The organism is Streptomyces sp. NPDC051286, from assembly GCF_044455345.1.
Taxonomy (GTDB): domain Bacteria; phylum Actinomycetota; class Actinomycetes; order Streptomycetales; family Streptomycetaceae; genus Streptomyces.
The window spans coordinates 89,006-106,621 of record NZ_JBITER010000026.1 but is presented as its reverse complement, the minus strand read 5'-3'; the positions used below and the strand labels follow the sequence as shown (position 1 = coordinate 106,621).

At 72.6% G+C, this 17,616-nt stretch carries 9 protein-coding genes; 4 read left to right on the top strand and 5 right to left on the bottom strand.

Annotated elements, in window-relative coordinates; translation table 11 throughout:
• Nucleotides 1–405: 405 nt before the first annotated feature.
• Nucleotides 406–963 carry a MarR family winged helix-turn-helix transcriptional regulator gene (locus ACIBB8_RS24885; RefSeq protein ID WP_398955576.1) on the bottom strand — a complete coding sequence of 186 codons (558 nt, stop codon included), beginning with the start codon at nucleotides 961–963 and terminating at the stop codon, nucleotides 406–408.
• Nucleotides 964–1,096: 133 nt separating this feature from the next.
• Here ACIBB8_RS24885 and ACIBB8_RS24880 point away from each other — a divergent pair, with 133 nt between their 5' ends.
• Nucleotides 1,097–2,440, top strand: a complete 1,344-nt coding sequence (locus tag ACIBB8_RS24880; RefSeq protein ID WP_398955582.1) for an MFS transporter — start codon at nucleotides 1,097–1,099, stop codon at nucleotides 2,438–2,440.
• Here the strand turns inward: ACIBB8_RS24880 and ACIBB8_RS24875 are convergent.
• Together ACIBB8_RS24875 and ACIBB8_RS24870 are read right to left on the bottom strand one after the other, a co-directional pair.
• The gene (locus tag ACIBB8_RS24875) at nucleotides 2,434–4,143 is read right to left on the bottom strand and encodes a SpoIIE family protein phosphatase (protein WP_398955575.1); all 1,710 of its coding nucleotides are present in this window, start codon (nucleotides 4,141–4,143) and stop codon (nucleotides 2,434–2,436) included. The genes ACIBB8_RS24880 and ACIBB8_RS24875 overlap by 7 nt on opposite strands.
• Before the next feature lie 238 nt (nucleotides 4,144–4,381).
• Nucleotides 4,382–5,788, bottom strand: a complete 1,407-nt coding sequence (locus ACIBB8_RS24870) for an NAD(P)/FAD-dependent oxidoreductase (RefSeq protein WP_398955573.1) — start codon at nucleotides 5,786–5,788, stop codon at nucleotides 4,382–4,384.
• A gap of 339 nt (nucleotides 5,789–6,127) precedes the next feature.
• Here ACIBB8_RS24870 and ACIBB8_RS24865 point away from each other — a divergent pair, with 339 nt between their 5' ends.
• Together ACIBB8_RS24865 and ACIBB8_RS24860 are read left to right on the top strand one after the other, a co-directional pair.
• Entirely contained in the window at nucleotides 6,128–6,994 is an 867-nt protein-coding gene (locus ACIBB8_RS24865; protein ID WP_398955571.1) for a TetR/AcrR family transcriptional regulator, read from the top strand.
• Between the two features lie 456 nt (nucleotides 6,995–7,450).
• The gene (locus ACIBB8_RS24860) at nucleotides 7,451–9,451 is read left to right on the top strand and encodes a sigma-70 family RNA polymerase sigma factor (RefSeq protein WP_398955569.1); all 2,001 of its coding nucleotides are present in this window, start codon (nucleotides 7,451–7,453) and stop codon (nucleotides 9,449–9,451) included.
• On the opposite strand, the gene ACIBB8_RS24855 is transcribed toward ACIBB8_RS24860, so the two are convergent.
• Together ACIBB8_RS24855 and ACIBB8_RS24850 are read right to left on the bottom strand one after the other, a co-directional pair.
• Nucleotides 9,438–12,833 (bottom strand): BTAD domain-containing putative transcriptional regulator, encoded by a 3,396-nt coding sequence (locus ACIBB8_RS24855; RefSeq protein ID WP_398955566.1) that lies wholly within the window; start codon nucleotides 12,831–12,833, stop codon nucleotides 9,438–9,440. The two genes, ACIBB8_RS24860 and ACIBB8_RS24855, sit on opposite strands and share 14 nt — an antisense overlap.
• Before the next feature lie 80 nt (nucleotides 12,834–12,913).
• Nucleotides 12,914–15,025 (bottom strand): asparagine synthase-related protein, encoded by a 2,112-nt coding sequence (locus ACIBB8_RS24850; RefSeq protein ID WP_398955564.1) that lies wholly within the window; start codon nucleotides 15,023–15,025, stop codon nucleotides 12,914–12,916.
• 1,043 nt (nucleotides 15,026–16,068) lie between these two features.
• Here ACIBB8_RS24850 and ACIBB8_RS24845 point away from each other — a divergent pair.
• Nucleotides 16,069–17,595: a sporulation protein gene (locus ACIBB8_RS24845; RefSeq protein ID WP_398955562.1), complete on the top strand. Its 1,527-nt coding sequence runs from the start codon at nucleotides 16,069–16,071 to the stop codon at nucleotides 17,593–17,595.
• Nucleotides 17,596–17,616 lie beyond the last annotated feature (21 nt).

Genomic DNA, 17,616 nt, shown 5'->3' with positions numbered 1-17,616 from the left:
AAGGAACGGACGCTTCCTTTGTACTCACCCTCTCGGGCTTTCCTCCGGGCTTTCCCTTCGGTCTTGCGTTTCCGACTCTATCAGACTCTTTCGTGCCTGATTCCCGGTCAGCGGGTTTCGTCTTCCCGGCCGTTGGGCCGTTCCGACGTCCCAAACTTTAGCGGATTTTCCCGGCCATTCATAATCGAACCTTCGAAATGAATTCCGGCATGCCGAAATCATCCCGGACGGGACATCGCGCAGAGTTTGATTGCCGCATTCGCGGCGAGATCGGCTGCCGCAGAACCGTTCCGGCCCCGTGACAACTCGAAGGACCTTACGGGTCGGGTAGGGGCGTGTCAACTCCGCCAGGTCAAGCCGTTTTCCGGCGTGTCCTCTGCCCTGCGTGTCCCCGTCGGGTGCGGGTCAGTCCAGGTCCGTGAGGCGGCCGCCGGCGTCCGGTTGGGTGTGCTCGACCCTGCGCAGGAGGCGGATCAGCATCTCGCCGAGGGCCCCGCGCTCCTCGCCCGAGAGGTCCTGGAGCAGGTCCTCCTCGAAGGCGGTTGCCATGCGCATCGCCTCCAGCCACTTCGTACGCCCCTCATCGGTCAGTTCGACGATGACGCGAACGCGGTTGCTCTCGTCCCTGTCCCGCGTGACCAGCCCCTCGTTCGCCATGCGGTCGATGCGGTGGGTCATCGCTGCCGGGGTGAGGCCGAGGCGCTTGGCCAGCTCCCCCGGGCCCAGCCGGTAAGGGGAGCCCGCCACAACGAGGGTCTTGAGGACCTCCCACTCGGCGTTGCTGATGCCGAGGTCGGCCAGCTGGCGTCCGTACCCGACGTTCATCCGGCGGTTCAGCCGGCCGAGGGCCGAGACGACCTGCTCGACCTGGGGATCCAGATCGCGGAACTCGCGCTGATAGGCAGCGATCTGTTCGTCGAGGCTCGGCTCCTGGAGGCCGGAGGGCTCGGTGGTGTCAGACATGGCGGGCAGTATGGCACGCCTTTCATTGGCGTCGAAGTCCTTCGGCCTGTATTGTTCAGGTTCTAACTTTACTGTTGAAGTCTTTGGACGTGAGTCCTTCGTGAGCTTGAGGTAGGTGAGTGTGACCAGGGAAATGGGCGCAGCGCTGCGGCGGATCCAGCTGGGGAGCGCGCTGAGCGCGTTCGGTTTGGGGTTCACCGTTCCGTATCTGTACGTCTATGTGGCACAGGTGCGGGATCTGGGCGCCGGCACGGCGGGAGTCGTGCTGGCCGTCTTCGCCATGGCAGCGCTGGCAGTCCTGCCGTTCACCGGGCGGGCCATCGACCGACGCGGTCCGATCCCGGTACTGATCGTCGCCGCCGTGGTGGCGTCTGTGGGCGCCGCGGCCCTCGGAATTTCGTCGAACGTGTCGACCGCTGTGCTGTCGGCCGCCGTCCTCGGTGCGGGCACGGCCGTCATGGCGCCGGCGCTCGCCACGATGCTCGTCCAGTGCTCCGGCGCCGCCACCCGTACGCGCGCCTTCGCGATGCAGTTCTTTCTGCAGAACCTGGGGCTCGGTATCGGTGGTCTGGTCGGCGGGCAGATCGTCGACACGAGCCGGCCGGAGACCTTCACGCTGCTGTTCCTGATCGAGGCGGCGATGTTCATCGTGCTCGGCGTCGTCGCGGCGACGGTGCGGATGCCTCGTTCCCCCGCGCTCACGGACGCCAGGCCCACCGACGGGTCCGCCGCGAAGGGCGGGTTGCGGGTGCTGCTCTCGCACCGGGCGATGGTGCAGCTGTGTGTGCTGGGCTTCGTGTTGTTCTTCGCCTGCTACGGACAGTTCGAGTCCGGTCTTGCGGCGTACGGCACCGAGGCTGCCGGGATCGAGCCGTCGACGCTGGGCATCGCGCTGGCCGCCAACACCGCGGTCATCGTCGCGGCGCAGTTCGTCGTGCTGCGGCTGGTGGAGCGCCGCAAGCGCAGCCGGGTCATTGCCGCGGTCGGGCTGATCTGGGCGCTCGCCTGGATCGTGGCGGGGTTCGCGGGGCTCGGGCACGGCAGCCAGACCATGGCGACGGCCGCGTTCATCTCCACGTACGCCCTGTTCGGACTCGGTGAGTCGATGCTGTCGCCGACGGTCGCGCCGCTGGTCGCCGATCTGGCGCCGGAGTCGATGGTCGGTCAGTACAACTCGGCCTTCGCCCTGGTCAAGCAGCTCGCGCTGGCGGTCGGTCCGGCCGTGGGCGGGCCGATGGGGGCCTCGCTGCACGGGCCGTACATCGTGACGTTCGTGCTGTTCTCACTGGGCATCACGGTGCTCGCACTGCGGCTGGGGCGCCGGCTCACCCCCGTACAGGATCAGCCTTCGCTCGCGGTGGTGCCGTCGCGGGTGGTGGCCGCGTCGGTGCCGGACGCCGAAGCGGCGGCCGGGCCGGCGACCGCCCCCGTTGCGGCCCCTGCGGTTTCAGCCGCGGCTTCTGCTGCCGCTCACTGAGGCAGCGCGAACTCGCACCAGACCGCTTTGCCGCCGCCGGGTGTGCGGCGGCTGCCCCAGGACGAGGCGATCGTCGCGACGATCGAGATGCCGCGGCCCGCTTCGTCCACCGGCTCGGCGCGGCGGCGGCGCGGCAGGTGATCGTCGCCGTCGGTCACCTCGATGATCAGGCGGCGGTCGGTGCGGCGCAGGCCCAGGCGCATCGGCGGGGTGCCGTGCTGGAGGGAGTTCGCCACCAGTTCGCTGGCGGCAAGGACGCCCAGGTCGCACAGTTCCACCGGGAACCGCCACGACGTCAGGACGCCGGTGGCGAAGGCGCGGGCGCGCGGGGCCGCTTCGATGCCGCCGAGGAGATCGAGCGAGGCGTTGTGGAACAGCTCCGCGTTCGCCCCGGTGCGGGCCGGGTGCTGGACCACCAGCACCGCCACGTCGTCGTCGTGTTCGGCGGTGACGCCGAGGGAGCGGATGAGACGGTCGCAGACCACCTGCGGTGATCCCTTGGCTCCGGAGAGGGCGCGCTCCAGGGCAGCGACCCCCTCGTCGATGTCCTCGCTGCGGCGTTCCACGAGACCGTCCGTGTAGAGGACGGCGGTGGAGCCGGGCGGCAGCGCGATCGTGCCCGACGTGTGGATCCAGCCCCCGGTGCCGAGCGGCGGTCCGGTCGGGTCCTCGGCGCGGCGCACCGAACCGTCCTCGTCGCGTACAAGGATCGGGAGATGGCCGGCGGAGGCGTAGACGAGCCGGCCCTCGTTCGGATCGTGGACCGCGTAGGCGCAGGTGGCGATCTGGCTGGCGTCGATCTCGGCGGCGAGACCGTCGAGCAGCTGCAGCACCTCGTGCGGCGGGAGGTCGAGGCGGGCGTAGGCGCGGACGGCGGTGCGGAGCTGGCCCATCACCGCGGCAGCACGCACCCCGCGGCCCATCACGTCCCCGATGACGAGCGCGGTACGGCCCGCGCCGAGGGTGATGACGTCGTACCAGTCGCCGCCGACCGCCGCGTCCGTGCCGCCCGGCTGGTACGTGGCGGCGATCCGCAGGTCGTCGGGGTGCTCCAGCTCCTGCGGGAGGAGGGAGCGCTGGAGGGTGACGGCTGTCTCGCGGTGGCGGCGCTCGCTGGTGCGGAGGCGCTCGGCCGCTTCGGCGTGGTCGGTGACGTCGGCCGCGTAGACGAGAACACCGCCCTCGCTTCCCTTGCCGCTTGTGCTGCCGTCCTTCTTGCCGTGGGCGGCGGGCGTGGCGACCGGGGTGCAGGTCACGGTGTACGAGCTGCCGTTGCGGACCTTGCGGGACTTGACCGTACGGGGCGTGCCGCTGCGCAGGACCTGGTCCATGAGGGGCAGCAGGCTGAGCTCGTCGAGCTCCGGCATCGCGTCGGCCGCCGTGGCGCCAATGGGGCGGGGGCCGAAGGCTGTGGCGTAGGCGTCATTGACGTACGCGATGCGGTGATCGGGGCCGTACACCAGGGCGACCGGGGCGGGCAGCCGGCCGAGGAGCTCGCGGGCGGAGAGGTCCTCCAGCGCGGGTCCGGGGGCCGGTTCGGAGACCTCTCCGAAGGCCTTGGGGGTGTTTCCGTCCGGTGCGGCGGACCCTGGCCCGGCCCCGGCGTACTCGCCGCGGGCCGCGGGCACCGAACTGCGGGCCTCCCGGGCGGCGGCGCGACGCTGCGTTCCTGGTAGGCAAACGCTCCAACGCGTGAAGTTCACGGAAATTCTGGCCTCGTGTGTCGGTCTGGTCCGCGCGGGCGGGCCGCTTCCTCTGCCGGTTCTGCTACCGGCTCGCTTCCACCGGGGTCGGGGGCACGGGGGGCCGGACCCCCGGTGTGGTGAGGCGCTGCCGGGCCTCGTCGTACTGGTCACTGCTGGTCACGGTCGGCCGGGTCACTCTGTACAGGTGTGGACCAACCTATGGTCACACGTCCAGTGTGACGGACCGTACTGACAGTCAGCCATCCTGCTTGGGCGGACCGTCGTCCCCGGTGCATCTGCCCCCGGCGGCGAGTTCGAATTCGGCGCGCGGGTGTTCCAGCGAACCGAGTGAGACGATCTCGCGTTTGAAGAGTCCGGCGAGGGTCCATTCAGCAAGGACGCGGGCCTTCCGGTTGACGGTCGGGACCCTGCTCAGGTGGTACGTACGGTGCATCAGCCAGGCCGGGCGGCCCTTGAGTTTGCGTCCGTAGACATGGGCGACGCCCTTGTGGAGGCCGAGCGAGGCGACGGAGCCCGCGTAGCTGTGCCGGTACTCCTTGAGCGGTTCGCCGCTGATCGCCGCGAGGATGTTCTCGGCGAGGACTTTGGCCTGGCGCACCGCGTGCTGGGCGTTGGGCGCGGTCTCCTTGCCCGCTTCACCGGCCGTCAGATCGGGAACGGCCGCGGCGTCCCCGGCGGCCCAGGCGTGTTCGGCCCCCTCGACAGCGAGCTGCGCGGTGCAGCGAAGCCTGCCGCGTTCGGTGAGGGGCAGATCGGTGGCGGCGAGGATCGGGGCGGGCTTGACGCCTGCGGTCCACACGAGCGTGCGGGTCGGGAAGCGCGAGCCGTCGCTGAGGACGGCGACCCGGTCCTCGCAGGAGTCCAGCCGGGTGCCGAGGCGTACGTCGATATTGCGGCCGCGCAGCTCCCGTACGGCGTACTTGCCCATCACGTCGCCGACCTCCGGCAGGATCCGGTCGGACGCCTCGACGAGGATCCATTTCAGGTCTTCGGCCTTGATGTTGTGGTAGTACCGCGAGGTGTAGCGGGCCATGTCCTCGAGTTCGGCGAGCGCTTCCACGCCCGCGTAGCCGCCGCCGACGAAGACGAACGTGAGGGCGGCGTCGCGGATGGCCGGGTCGCGGGTGGCGGAGGCGATGTCCATCTGCTCGATGACGTGGTTGCGCAGGCCGATGGCCTCCTCGATGGTCTTGAAGCCGATGCCGTGGTCGGCGAGGCCGGGGATCGGGAGGGTGCGCGAGACGGAGCCGGGGGCGATGACGATCTCGTCGTACGGGATCTCCAGGGCGCCGGTGCCGTCCTCGCCGGTGGCGAGCGTGGTGACGGTCGCGGTGCGCTTGGCGTGGTCGATGCGCTGCGCCTCACCGATGACGATCGTGCACTGCGCCAGCACGCGGCGGAGCGGTACGACGACATGGCGCGGCGAGATCGAGCCTGCGGCCGCCTCGGGCAGGAACGGCTGATACGTCATGTAGGGCTCGGGCGTGACGACGACGATCTCGGCCTCGCCGGACTTGAGTTTCTGCTTCAGCTTCCGCTGGAGACGCAGCGCTGTGTACATCCCGACGTAGCCGCCGCCGATGACGAGGATGCGCACACCCGGCGGCGGGCCGGGGGGTGTCCCCCGGGAATCTGAAGCCATCACCTCCCCATGACGCAACGTGCTCAGGTATTTGTCCACAGCCCCGGCAGACTGTGTGACCGGAGGTTCTGGATGGGCTGCTGGGGACGGCCATCGGGGCAATACGGAAGCTGCGCAGGTCAGACGTTGCAGTGGGGATGGCGGAGAGGGGCAAAATCAGGAATCAACCGGTCCTTGCTCCGATCGGGGGGCCTACCGTGCGGAACTGCCCTCTTCTGAATTGACCCGGGCTCAACTATGTTCGTATGTCGTCGGGGTGTCGGGCTGGGATGTTGATCCACTCCCCGACCGACACGGCGGGAAGTCTCCGGGGGGAGACGTCATAACCGGGGGAAAGTTATGCACATTCAGGATTCGCATTGGCCGACTGCTGCTGTCTCGTCCGACGGAAACGGACACATCGGCACAGTCGGTACGGTGAGCACGGTGGGAGCGACGGTCGGCTCCAGCTCCACCGCCGGTCGCTCGGCGCCGCTGCGCGTGGACGCGCAGCGGAATCTGGAGCATGTACTGCGAGCCGCACGCGAGGTGTTCGGCGAGCTGGGGTACGGGGCTCCGATGGAGGACGTGGCACGCCGCGCCCGGGTCGGGGTCGGCACGGTGTACCGGCGTTTCCCGAGCAAGGACGTGCTGGTGCGCCGGATAGCCGAGGAGGAGACCGCTCGGCTGACCGACCAGGCGCGGGCCGCGCTGGGGCAGGAGGACGAGCCGTGGTCGGCGCTCTCGCGCTTCCTGCGGACCTCCGTGGCCTCGGGCGCGGGGCGGCTGCTGCCGCCGCAGGTGCTGCGGGTCGGAGTCGATGCCGACGACTCGACAGTGGTCGGGGACACGGGAGTTGCGCAGGACGTGGGCGCGGCCTCGGCTGCGGGCACCGGTGATGTCCGGGATGTCCTGGATGAGGCGCGGGTTCCTCATCAGCGACAAGGGGCTGGGCAAGCCGACCTCCGGGGCGTCGGACGGCACCCGGCCGCCGGCGACGGGCTCTCGGACGAGGGCGCGGGCACGGCCGAGCTGCTGGAGGTCGTGGGTCGGCTGGTCGACCGTGCGCGGGCGGCGGGCGAGCTGCGGCGTGATGTGACGGTGGCCGACGTGCTGCTGGTCATCGCGACGGCGGCGCCCGTCCTGCCGGATGCGGCTCAACAGGCTGCCGCTTCGACCCGACTGCTGGACATCCTGCTGGAGGGGCTGCGCTCGCGCCTTGCGTGAGCGGGACCGCAGGAGCGGGACCGCAGGAGCGGGAATGCATGACGGGTGGGCTCGGGTGTGCGTGTGCCCGGGCCTGGCGGGTGGGCTCGGGCTTGCGGGCAGCTCGGCGGACCTTCGGCCGGCAGGGCCGTGGCCGGACCGGCCGTGGCTGGATCCGCCGGGAGAGCCGCCTGGCGGCGCGGGTCGGCCAGGCGGCGTCGGGCTTGTGCGCGGGGACACCGGGTCCGTGACGGTGGCGTGAGGGGTTGGCGTGGTCCTCGTACAGCGGGGGCACGTTCGGCAACTCGGCTGCGCCGAAGGCTCGTTGATTCTTCCCCATTCGAGTGCCCGCCGGTGACCACTTTCCGGAAAACGCCCCGGATGAGTGGTTGCCGGGATTGAACGTTCACCGTGATTGCGCCGTGTGGCACTCTGGCCCGGTGTTCGGGTCCGAAAGCGCATACGGGGGCTTCCGCGATGAGCGGTGACGGGCAGCAGGAAGAACCGCCCGACGGCGTCTCGGTCGTGGGTGAGGGCGCGGAGGCCGGTGAGCCGGCCTCGCGGCGGGTCCCGGGCCAGGCCGGCCCCGGGCGGTCGGGCGGTGACACCGAGGGCGGAACCGTGCTGCCCGGCCCATGGCCGTCCGCGCCGGCGGGCCGCGATGCCGGCGTCGGCGCCGACTCCCCGGTCGGGGCCGAGGTCGCCGTACCGATGCAGCGGGACGGCGGAAGCAGTGCCGCACCCGCCGGACTCGTTTTCTCCGACGCACAGTTGATCCAGCGCATGCGGTCCGGGGACGATCTCGCGTACGGGGAGTTGTTCCGGCGGCACTCGGGCAGTGTGCGGCGCTACGCCCGGAGCTGCTGCCGGGACGCCCACACCGCTGACGACCTGACGGCCGAGGTCTTCGCCCGCACTCTGCAGGCGGTACGGGGTGGCAAGGGACCGGAGGAGGCCGTGCGGGCGTACCTCATGACGGCCGTACGGCATGTCGCCGCCACCTGGACGAAAACGGCTAAGCGGGAGCAACTGGTCGATGACTTCGCGGTGTTCGCCGTGCAGGCGTCCCGCTCCTTCGGGGTACCGGACGCGGGCGGGCTGGATCTGGGCGCGGACGTCATGGCGATGCACGAGGCCGAACAGTCGATGGCCATGCGGGCGTTCCGCAGTCTGCCGGAGCGCTGGCAGGCGGTGCTGTGGCACACCACCGTCGAGGAGGAGTCGCCGAGCGAGATCGCGCCGCTGTTCGGGCTGACCGCCAACGCCACGGCGGTGCTGGCCGGCCGGGCCCGTGAGGGGCTCAAGCAGGCGTATCTGCAGGCGCATGTGAGCCAGTCGCTCACCTCGGGCGGCGACTGTGCGCGCTATGCCGACCGGCTCGGCGCCTACGCCCGGGGCGGCCTGCGGATGCGGGCCGAACGCGGGCTCCGCAAGCATCTGGACGAGTGCGCGAAGTGCCGGGTCGCCGCGGGCGAGCTGGCGCATGTCAACGCCGGGATTCCGGCGCTGCTCCCGGTCGCGGTCGTCGGATGGTTCGCCGCCGGGTACGCACTCAAGGCCGCCGGGATCGTGGCGGGCGGTGCGGCGGGTGCGGGTGCCGCCGCGGCGACGGGCGGGAGTTCGTCCGGCGGTACAACCGGTAACACCATGGCCTCGGAGGGGCTGGGCGCTCCGGTCAAGGCCGGTATCGCGGCGGCGGTGGCCGTCGCTGCCGCGGCCGGTCTGGTCTGGGCGCTGGTCGGTGACGAGCAGCCGAAGCCGGAGGCCGAGCCGATGGCCAAACCGCCGGTGGTGGCGCCCGCGGTGCCGTCGCCACCACCCCCGAGGCCGGCACCGGAGCCCGAACCTCCGAGCGCGCCCGCACCACCCGGCGCCCAGACCGGACCGCCCGCGCCCGCGCCGACTCCGCCGCCGAAGGCGAAACCGACACCCACACCCACACCCACGCCCACGCCCACACCTGCACCCAAGCCACCGGCCCCTGCACCGCCGAAGCCCACGCCGACACCGGCGCCCACACCTCCGCCACCCGCACCGCCGACCGTCGTCTACCAGGTCAGCAAGTTGCGCTACTCCTTCCTCGGCGACCACACGGAGCCGGAGCTGTCGATGGATGAGAGCAGCTGGGTCTGGCGGCGCTCAGGTCTGTCGATCGGCGGCACGCGATACGCGCACGGGGTGACCGTGCACGGCCATTCGTCGGTCACCATCCAGCTGAACCGGGCATGCACCCGCTACGAGGCGATGGTCGGGGTCGACGATCTGACGGCGGGGATCGGCTCGGTGCGCTTCTCCGTGTTCACCGGTGCCGGGGTGCAACTGTGGCAGTCCCCGTTGATGAACGGCACCGATCCGGCCATACCCATGGGAATCAGCATCGCGGGGCAGCAGCGGATCCGGCTCGTCGTGGAACCGGCGGCCCCGTTCGGCAGGGTGGCGCTGGCCGACTGGGCGGAGTCGCGGATCAGCTGCCGCTGATCCGCGGTCCAGGGCCGTTCCCGTCGGAACCGATGCGGCGATCCGAGCCGCTCCCCTCAGCGCCGGGGAGCTCCGCAGTGATGCGGGTCAGGAGTTCGAGGACGTCGTCGACGGTCAGCGGGGTGCCCGCGGCGAGCTCGGACTCGTACAGCTGCCGGCCCAGTTCTTCGCACGCCTGACGTCGGAGCTCCTCCGCTTCCGCCCGTTCCCTCCAGGTCAGGGAGCCGGGGAGCCGCCACGTCCCGGCGGCGGCCAGGACGCGTACGCCGGCGGCAGTGAAGCCGACCGCCGGGAGCAGGAGCGCCGCGCTCTGCGCCAGGAACCCGGTGACGCCCTCGGCGCACTGGGCGTCCCACGCCATGCGGAGGGCGCCGGTCAGTCCGCGTACGCCGACGGCCGGGCCTCCGCCCCTGGACTCCGGCTCGCGTGCGGCGATCCGGGCGGACAGTCCGTCGATCACCGCCAGGAAGTGCACGGGAGGGTTGCCGCGGCCGACCGAGCGCTGCGCCTCGGTGACCTGCCGTCGGGCCTCCGGGATCTCGCCGCGGTCCAGGGCGATGATGCCGCGCAGGCACTGGACGTAGGCGCGGGCGTCGTGCACCTGGTAGCGCTCCGCCTCCGCCGCGGACTCGTCCAGGCCGCGCTCGGCGGCTGCCGTGTCACCGGTCCGGTAGGCGAGATCGGCGAGGCGGGCCAGCAGGAACGGTGCCTCGGCGTGGGCCCCGACCTCGCGGGCGAGCAGCAGCGCCTCCTCGTAGGCCGCGCGCGCCTCCTCGTACCGTCCGCGCATCATGCCCGCCTCCGCGGCGGCGCTGGCGGACTGGGCGCGCATCCATCGGTCGCCGTTGCTGCGGGCCAGCACCCGCAGTTCGGCGAGGTCTTCGTCGACTCCGGGCATGCCGCCGGGCATGTCGACGATCAGGTGGGTGCGGAACATCAGCATGACGCCGTACTCCCAGGCGCCTCCATGCAGCCGGGTGTTGGCGAGCGCCGCATCGAACATGTTCCGGATGTCGCCCGGTTCACGGCTCAGATACGAGGTCATGGGCCAGAGCAGCCCGGGAAAGCGGGCGGAATGCGGGCCTGGCGCGCTGAACGCGTCCCGCACCGTGCGGACAAGCTCCTGGAAGCGGTCGTCGTCAGAGACGTCGTCGGGCGCCCGGCTCTCCACGGCGAGGAAGAACTGCAGCATGCGCAGCTCCATCCGGGGCCAGTAGCGGGGATCGGTGGGGTCGGTGGGGTCGTTGCCGAGCGAGAGGGCCCGTTCGGTCCAGGCGAGGCCCTCGCTGCGAAGATTGCGCAGCCACCAGAACCAGCCTGTGCGGAGCACCAGACGTGTCGCGTCCGCTTCGCAGACGTGGGCGACGGTGGTGCGGGTGAGGGCGGCGCGGATGTTGTCGAGGTCCGTCTCCATGCGCTGGATCCAGGGGAGCTGTTCGCCGGAGCGCAGCCGGGGTTCGGCCTCCTCGACGAGCGCGGTGACGTATGCGGTGTGCGCGCTCTCGGCGGCAGCCAGGGTCTCGGGGGTCTCGGCGGCGCGCTCGGTGGCGTACTCGTGGATGGTTTCCAGGAGGCGGTAGCGCATCTCGCCGGTGGGGGTCGGGGCGGCCACGACGAGGGACTTGTCGACGAGGGCGCCGATGAGGTCGGCGACGGTGGCCTCGAGGCTCGCGGTGATGACGGCTTCGGCCGCGGTCAGGTCCCATCCGCCCGCGAAGACGGAGACCTGACGCAGAGCGGTTCGTTCTGCGTCGTCGAGGAGGTCCCAGGACCAGTCGACGACCGCGCGGAGGGTCTGCTGGCGAGGCAGCACGGTTCGGCTGCCGCCCGTCAGCAGGCGGAAACGGTCGTCGAGGCGGTCCGCGATCTGGCGCGGGCCGAGCATCCGGAGTCGGGCCGCGGCGAGTTCGATGGCCAGCGGCAGTCCGTCGAGGCGGCGGCAGATCTCGGCGACGGCGTCCCGTTGGCTGCCGGGCTCGGGGTCGAAGTCGGGGCGTACGGCGCGGGCGCGCTCGGCGAAGAGGCGGTGGGCGCGGTCCGCCGGGAGCGGGCCGACGGGGCGAACCGATTCGCCGGGGACGCCCAGGGGTTCGCGGCTGGTGGCGAGGATGCGCAGGTGCGGGCAGCGGGTGAGCAGGGTCTCGGCGAGGGCGGCGGCCGCGTCGATGACGTGCTCGCAGTTGTCGAGGATGAGCAGGAAGGGGCGGGAGCCGGGGCGGGTCCGGTGCGCGAGGTACTCGACGAGGAGCTCGGTCGGGTCGGAGCGCAGGGGCTGGCCGTCGCGGCCGCTGTCCAGGAGGAGGTTCGTCTCGCGGAGGCCGAGAGCGGTGAGTACGGCTCCCGGGACACCGGCGGGGTCCTCGACGGGGGCGAGTTCGGCGATCCAGGCGTCGGTGCCGGGGACGGGCACGGTGGCGCGCACAGCGTGGGCGGACTCCTCCGCCAGGCGGGTCTTGCCCGAACCACCGGGGCCGGTGAGGGTCACCAGCCGGGAGCCCGCCAGATCGGCCCGGATGGCCCGGAGTTCGGGTTCGCGGCCGACGAACGAGGTGAGGCGGGGGCGGAGGTTGCCGCGCGGCGGCGCGGGCTCCGGGGGATGCGGATGACCGTTGGCGGGGGCGCCCACGACACCCCGAACCGCAGCCGCCGTCGGCTCAGTTGCTGCCAGCAGCTCCTGGTGGAGTGCCCGCAGCTCGCTCCCCGGGTCCGCGCCCAGGCCGTCCGCCAGCGCCCGGCGCGCCTCCTCGTACGCGGTCAGCGCGTCCGCCTGACGGCCCTCCGCGCAAAGGGCCCGGATCAGCTGCGCACGGAAGCGTTCGTCGTACGGATGGGCGGTGGTGAGCTCCGTGAGTTCCGGCACGAGGGCGACGGGGGTGAGGGCTCCTCCGCGCCGCAGGTCGGCCTCGATGCGGCGTTCGAGGGTGGTCAGGCGGTGGGCCTCCGGGCGTCTGCCGTGGTCGCGTTCGGGCAGGTCGGCCAGGGCGGGTCCGCGCCAGAGGGCGAGTGCCGTACGGAGCGTCGCGGCGGCCGCCTCGGGGTCCCCGGACTCCAGTTCGGCCGCTCCCCGCTGGGACAGCTGCTCGAACACATGCAAGTCGATGTCGTCGGGGGCGGCTGCCAGGCGGTAGCCGCCGGGAGTGCTGGTGACGGCGCCCCGGTCCAGGGCGCGGCGCAGCCGGCCGACCAGCGCCTGGAGTGCGGCGGACGCGTCGTACGGAGGATCGCCCGCCCATACGTCGTCGACCAGATCGGCGACCGGGACCGGGCGGCCCTTGCGCAGGGCGAGCGCGGCAAGGAGGGCGCGCAGCCGTGTGCCCCCGACGGGCAGCATGCCGCCGTGCTCGTCTCGCGCCTCGGTGACGCCCAGGATCAGGTACCGCACCCGGTCATTGTGGCCTGCGGCACCGGCCGCGTGCGCCGGGATTCCGGCGGCCGGGAGCGGCGTCGGGTATCGGGTTGCGGTCAGCGCTGCAGGGTGCGGCGGGCCGGGACCACTCCGCCCGCCACCGCGCGCCGGCGGGGCGCCGCCGTGCCCGTCCAGCAGGTGCCGCGGCGGGAGACGAGACGGCGGAGCCAGAGCTCCGTGGCGGCCAGGTCGGCGAGGCCGTCCAGGGGCAGCGGTTCGCCCTCGGATGCCGCGCGCAGGGCCTTCCGCACGACCCGGGCCTCGATCAGGCCCGCGTCGGCGAGCAGCGGTGCGTCGAAGAGGGCGATCAGGTCGGGGAGCGCGGTGCGCAGACCGGTGCGGCTGACCGCGGTCGAGGTCGCCTGGGAGGGGGTACCCCAGCCCGCCGGCAGTTCGTGGATGCCCGCGCCCGCGAGAACGCGGCGCAGGACGGCGGCGCGGGCGCCCGGCTGGACGCGGAGCGATTCGGGCAGGGCGCGAGCGGCGCGTACCACCTGGTTGTCGAGGAACGGGGCGTGCAGCCGCTGGTTGCGGATCTCGGCGGCCTGCTCCAGGATCCGGTGGTCGGCGGCGTGCCGGGCGAGCGCGGCGCGGGCCCGGGCCTCGCCGGGACGCTGGACCGACGTGGGGCGGATCGCCGCCTCCTGGAGGCGCACCGACACTTCCGCGAGCGCCTCCCCGGTCAGCCAGCGGGCGGCGGGCCCCGGCCGCGACCAGGTGAGCGCGGCGAGCGAGGCGTCGGCGGGGGTGTCGAGGTCGGGCGTGCGGCGGTTGGCGTCCGGGAGCCGGTCGGCTGCCGTCTCGAGACCCGTCCGGTAGGACGTACGGGCCAGCCGGCGGGCCGCGCGGTAGACGGCCAGCGGCACGAACAGCGAGTGCGCGGACGGTCCTTCGGCTCTGGCGAGGGCGGCGACCGGGCGCAGCAGGTGCCGGCGGCGGCGGTCCATCAGGAGGTCGGCGAGGCGGGCCGGGTGGGCGTCGAGGACCTGCCGGGCGCCGTCGCCGACGAAGTGGTCGGCGCTGCCCGCCACGAGGCGTCTGCGGTGGCGTTCGGCGACGACGAGGGACGGTGCCGGTTCGTCGGTGAGCGGGCCGCTGCCCAGGTCGGCGTAGGGCAGCGCCTCCTCGCCCGCGGCGACGACGACGTGATGCAGCCGCGGGTTGGCGGCGATGTCCGCGGCGCGTTCGAGTTCGTCCTCGTGGTCGCGGGTGGTGAGGTCGTTGAAGGTGACGGCGAGCAGCCGCTCGCCCGCGCCGGTGCCGTGGCCGAGGAGGGTGCCGGGCAGTCCGGGCAGGCCCGCGGCGAGCAGGGCGAGGGTGGCGGAGGCGCTGCCTCCGGAGAGGTCGGCTCCGATGCCGGGAACGGGCGCGCCGCGGGCGGCGCGGCGTTCGGCGGGCCCCATGCCGGGGACCGGTCCGGGGTCGGGCGGCAGGGTCTCGGGCGCGTGGCGGGGGGCCATGAGCCTGGCGCGTACCGCTTCGAGCAGCGCGTCGCGCACCCCGTCCACTGCGCTCACCGGGTCGAGCTGGGGGGCGGCGACGGCGAGGGAGGCGACCGGCTCGTACCCGGTGATCTCGCGGGAGCCCTCGCGGAGGATGAGCGCGTGCCCCGGCGGGATGCGCTTCACACCCACGTACGGAGTGCCGTCGCGCAGCGCCTCCGGCGTCTCGGGGCAGGCGAGCAGCGCGGCCAGGTGGCCGATGTCCAGCTGCGCCTCGATGAGGTCGGCGAGCGGGAGTGCGGCGGTCGCGTACGCCGTACCGCTCGCCCAGGGCGTGTAGAAGACCGGGCGGGCTCCGGCGAGGTCCCCGACGACGGTGATCCTCCGGCCGATCCGGACGACGGCCGTGTAGCTGCCCGGCCAGGCGGTGAGATGGCGCAGGGCGCCGCCGCGGGCGGCGAGGAGGCCGCGCCGGAGCTGCTCGTCGGTGGCGCCGCAGCAGCCGAGGACCGCGAGGCGGGCGGTGGGTGCGCCTTCGGCGGTCTCGACCGAGGCGATCCGGATCTCGTCGGGGCGCCAGTCTCCGACCGCCCAGAGCGGATCGGGATCGCCCCACAGGAGTTGGGAGCCCACAGGGTGCACCGTGCGCCCCTCGCCGGCTGCGCCGACCGCGCCGACCGTGCCGAAGCTCGCGGCGATACTGCTCCACCCCACCAACCAACGCATCGCCGCCTCCACAGGCTGTGGACAAAACGGCGCACCCGGTTCGTACCGGGAGAACTGCGAGAACACGCAGCGCCGTTGCGGAACATGCTGCCACGACAACGGCGCGCAGGAGTGGCTACGGAGGGCGCACGTCGCAAGCGCATGCGCCCCTGGCAAAAGCCGGAGGGCGGGCCGGGGTACCCGATCCCCGCACACTGCGGGACGCCACAACGGACTTAAAGATTCCGCTTGTTGCCTTCCCCGTCACCCCGGGGCATACCGGCCGAAATCCGGCCGCCTCCCGAACCGCCCGTCGACCGCGGGCCGGCAGTCCGCCGGTGTCCGCGAATCACCCCGCCCCACCACCGCCGACCGACGTCATCCGGCCATTCTCGAAAAGCACGGCGAGCACCGGAACCGATTCCTGTGCGCAGGATTTCCCGTTCCGTCCCGCTTTGCCACGAGGTCGCCCGACCGGCTCCGCGACGCCCCTGACGCTCCCGCACCGGCCCCTCTCACGCCGGCCCCGGTCCGCTCCGGCGGCCCGCCGAACGCACAGTCCGGGAGACGTGGTTCGCCTCCCGGACCGGTCCGCCGCCTGCGGGGAATGAGGCGGCAGTGTCCCCCAGCCCACTGAGTCCAGTGCAGTGGGCCGACCCACGCAGCACCCATGCAAGCGCTGCCCCCGCCGGCCGGGCCAGAGCGCACAGCCGGGCGCACGGCCACACGACAGGAGCACGTGGAGGGCCCGCCCGGCGGGGCCGGGCGGCGTCCGGGCAGGGTCCGGCCGGGCGACCGGATCGCCGCGGCGGTACCGCCCCGATCGTCCGCCCGCCGTCCGTACGGACAACAATCCCGCCATACGGACGTCTGCCCCTTAACGGTAGGGATGCGACGAACTACGCTGGGTTTACTGAGGTTCTCGCCAGGAGGCATATTCCTCGGGGCTCGGCCACATGCGTGTGCGGCTGGAGTGCCGGGGCCCGTCCCTGGGGAGAACACGGTACGAATGCCGCGCGCCTCCCCGGTGACGCGGCTGCCGTCTGTGTGTCGAGGGGTGGCGCATGTCCAGGGAGCAACGCGGGCCGAACGAGAAGCTCGGAACCGTTCTCGCCCTCGCGGGAATCAGCAACGCCGGGCTCGCCCGGCGGGTCAACGACCTCGGGGCGCAGCGCGGGCTGACACTTCGCTACGACAAGACCTCGGTGGCGAGATGGGTCTCGAAGGGCATGGTGCCGCAGGGTTCCGCGCCCCATCTCATCGCCGCGGCGATCGGCGCCAAGCTCGGCCGGCCGGTCCCGCTGCACGAGATCGGGCTCGCGGACGCGGATCCGGCGCCCGAGGTGGGTCTGGCCTTCCCGCGCGACGTGGGCGAGGCGGTGCGTTCGGCGACCGAGCTCTACCGGCTGGATCTGGCCGGGCGGCGGGCAGGCAGCGGTGGGATCTGGCAGTCGCTGGCGGGCTCGTTCTCGGTGAGCGCGTACGCGACGCCCGCGTCGCGCTGGCTGATAACCCCCGCCGACCCGTCGGTGGCACGCGACTCGTCGGCGGCCGAGGCGGCGATCCTCGGCATGCAGGGCGCGCACGGTGCACAGCCATCGCCGGGTGCGCCGGGCGGCGCGCCGGGCATTCCCGTACAGCCGGGACCGGACTCCGTGAACGACATCTCGCCGCTGCGCGTCGGCCACAGCGATGTGACCAAACTCCGCGAGGCGGCCCAGGACGCGCGCCGCTGGGACTCCAAGTACGGCGGCGGCGACTGGCGCTCCTCCATGGTCCCGGAGTGTTTACGGGTGGACGCGGCGCCGCTGCTCCTCGGCTCGTACAGCGACGAGGTGGGCCGGGCGCTCTTCGGTGCCGCCTCCGAGCTGACCAGACTCGCCGGGTGGATGGCGTTCGACACCGGGCAGCAGGAGGCCGCCCAGCGCTACTACATCCAGGCGCTGCGGCTCGCGCGGGCGGCGGCCGACGTGCCGCTCGGCGGCTATGTCCTCGCGTCGATGTCGCTTCAGGCGACCTACCGCGGCTTCGCCGACGAGGGGGTCGACCTCGCGCAGGCGGCCGTCGAACGCAACCGCGGGCTCGCCACCGCCCGCACCATGAGTTTCTTCCGGCTGGTGGAGGCGCGGGCCCATGCGAAGGCGGGCGACGCCGCGGCTGCGGGGGCCGCGCTGAAGGCCGCCGAGAGCTGGCTGGAGCGTTCCCGGGACGGCGACGCGGACCCGTCGTGGCTGGGCTTCTACTCGTACGACAGGTTCGCCGCCGACGCCGCCGAGTGCTACCGCGATCTGAAGGCCCCGCGGCAGGTGCGGCGCTTCACCGAACAGGCGCTGTCCCGGCCGACTGAGGAGTTCGTGCGCTCGCACGGGCTGCGGCTGGTGGTCTCGGCCGTCGCCGAGCTGGAGTCCGGCAACCTGGACGCGGCCTGCGCGGCGGGCACCCGGGCGGTCGAGGTGGCCGGCCGCATCTCGTCGGCACGGACCACGGAGTACGTACGGGACCTGCTGCACCGCCTCGAACCGTACGGGGACGAGCCACGCGTCGCCGAGCTGCGCGAGCGGGCACGGCCGCTGCTGGTGGCGCCGGTCTAGGGTGTTCCGAAAGTCCCGCCT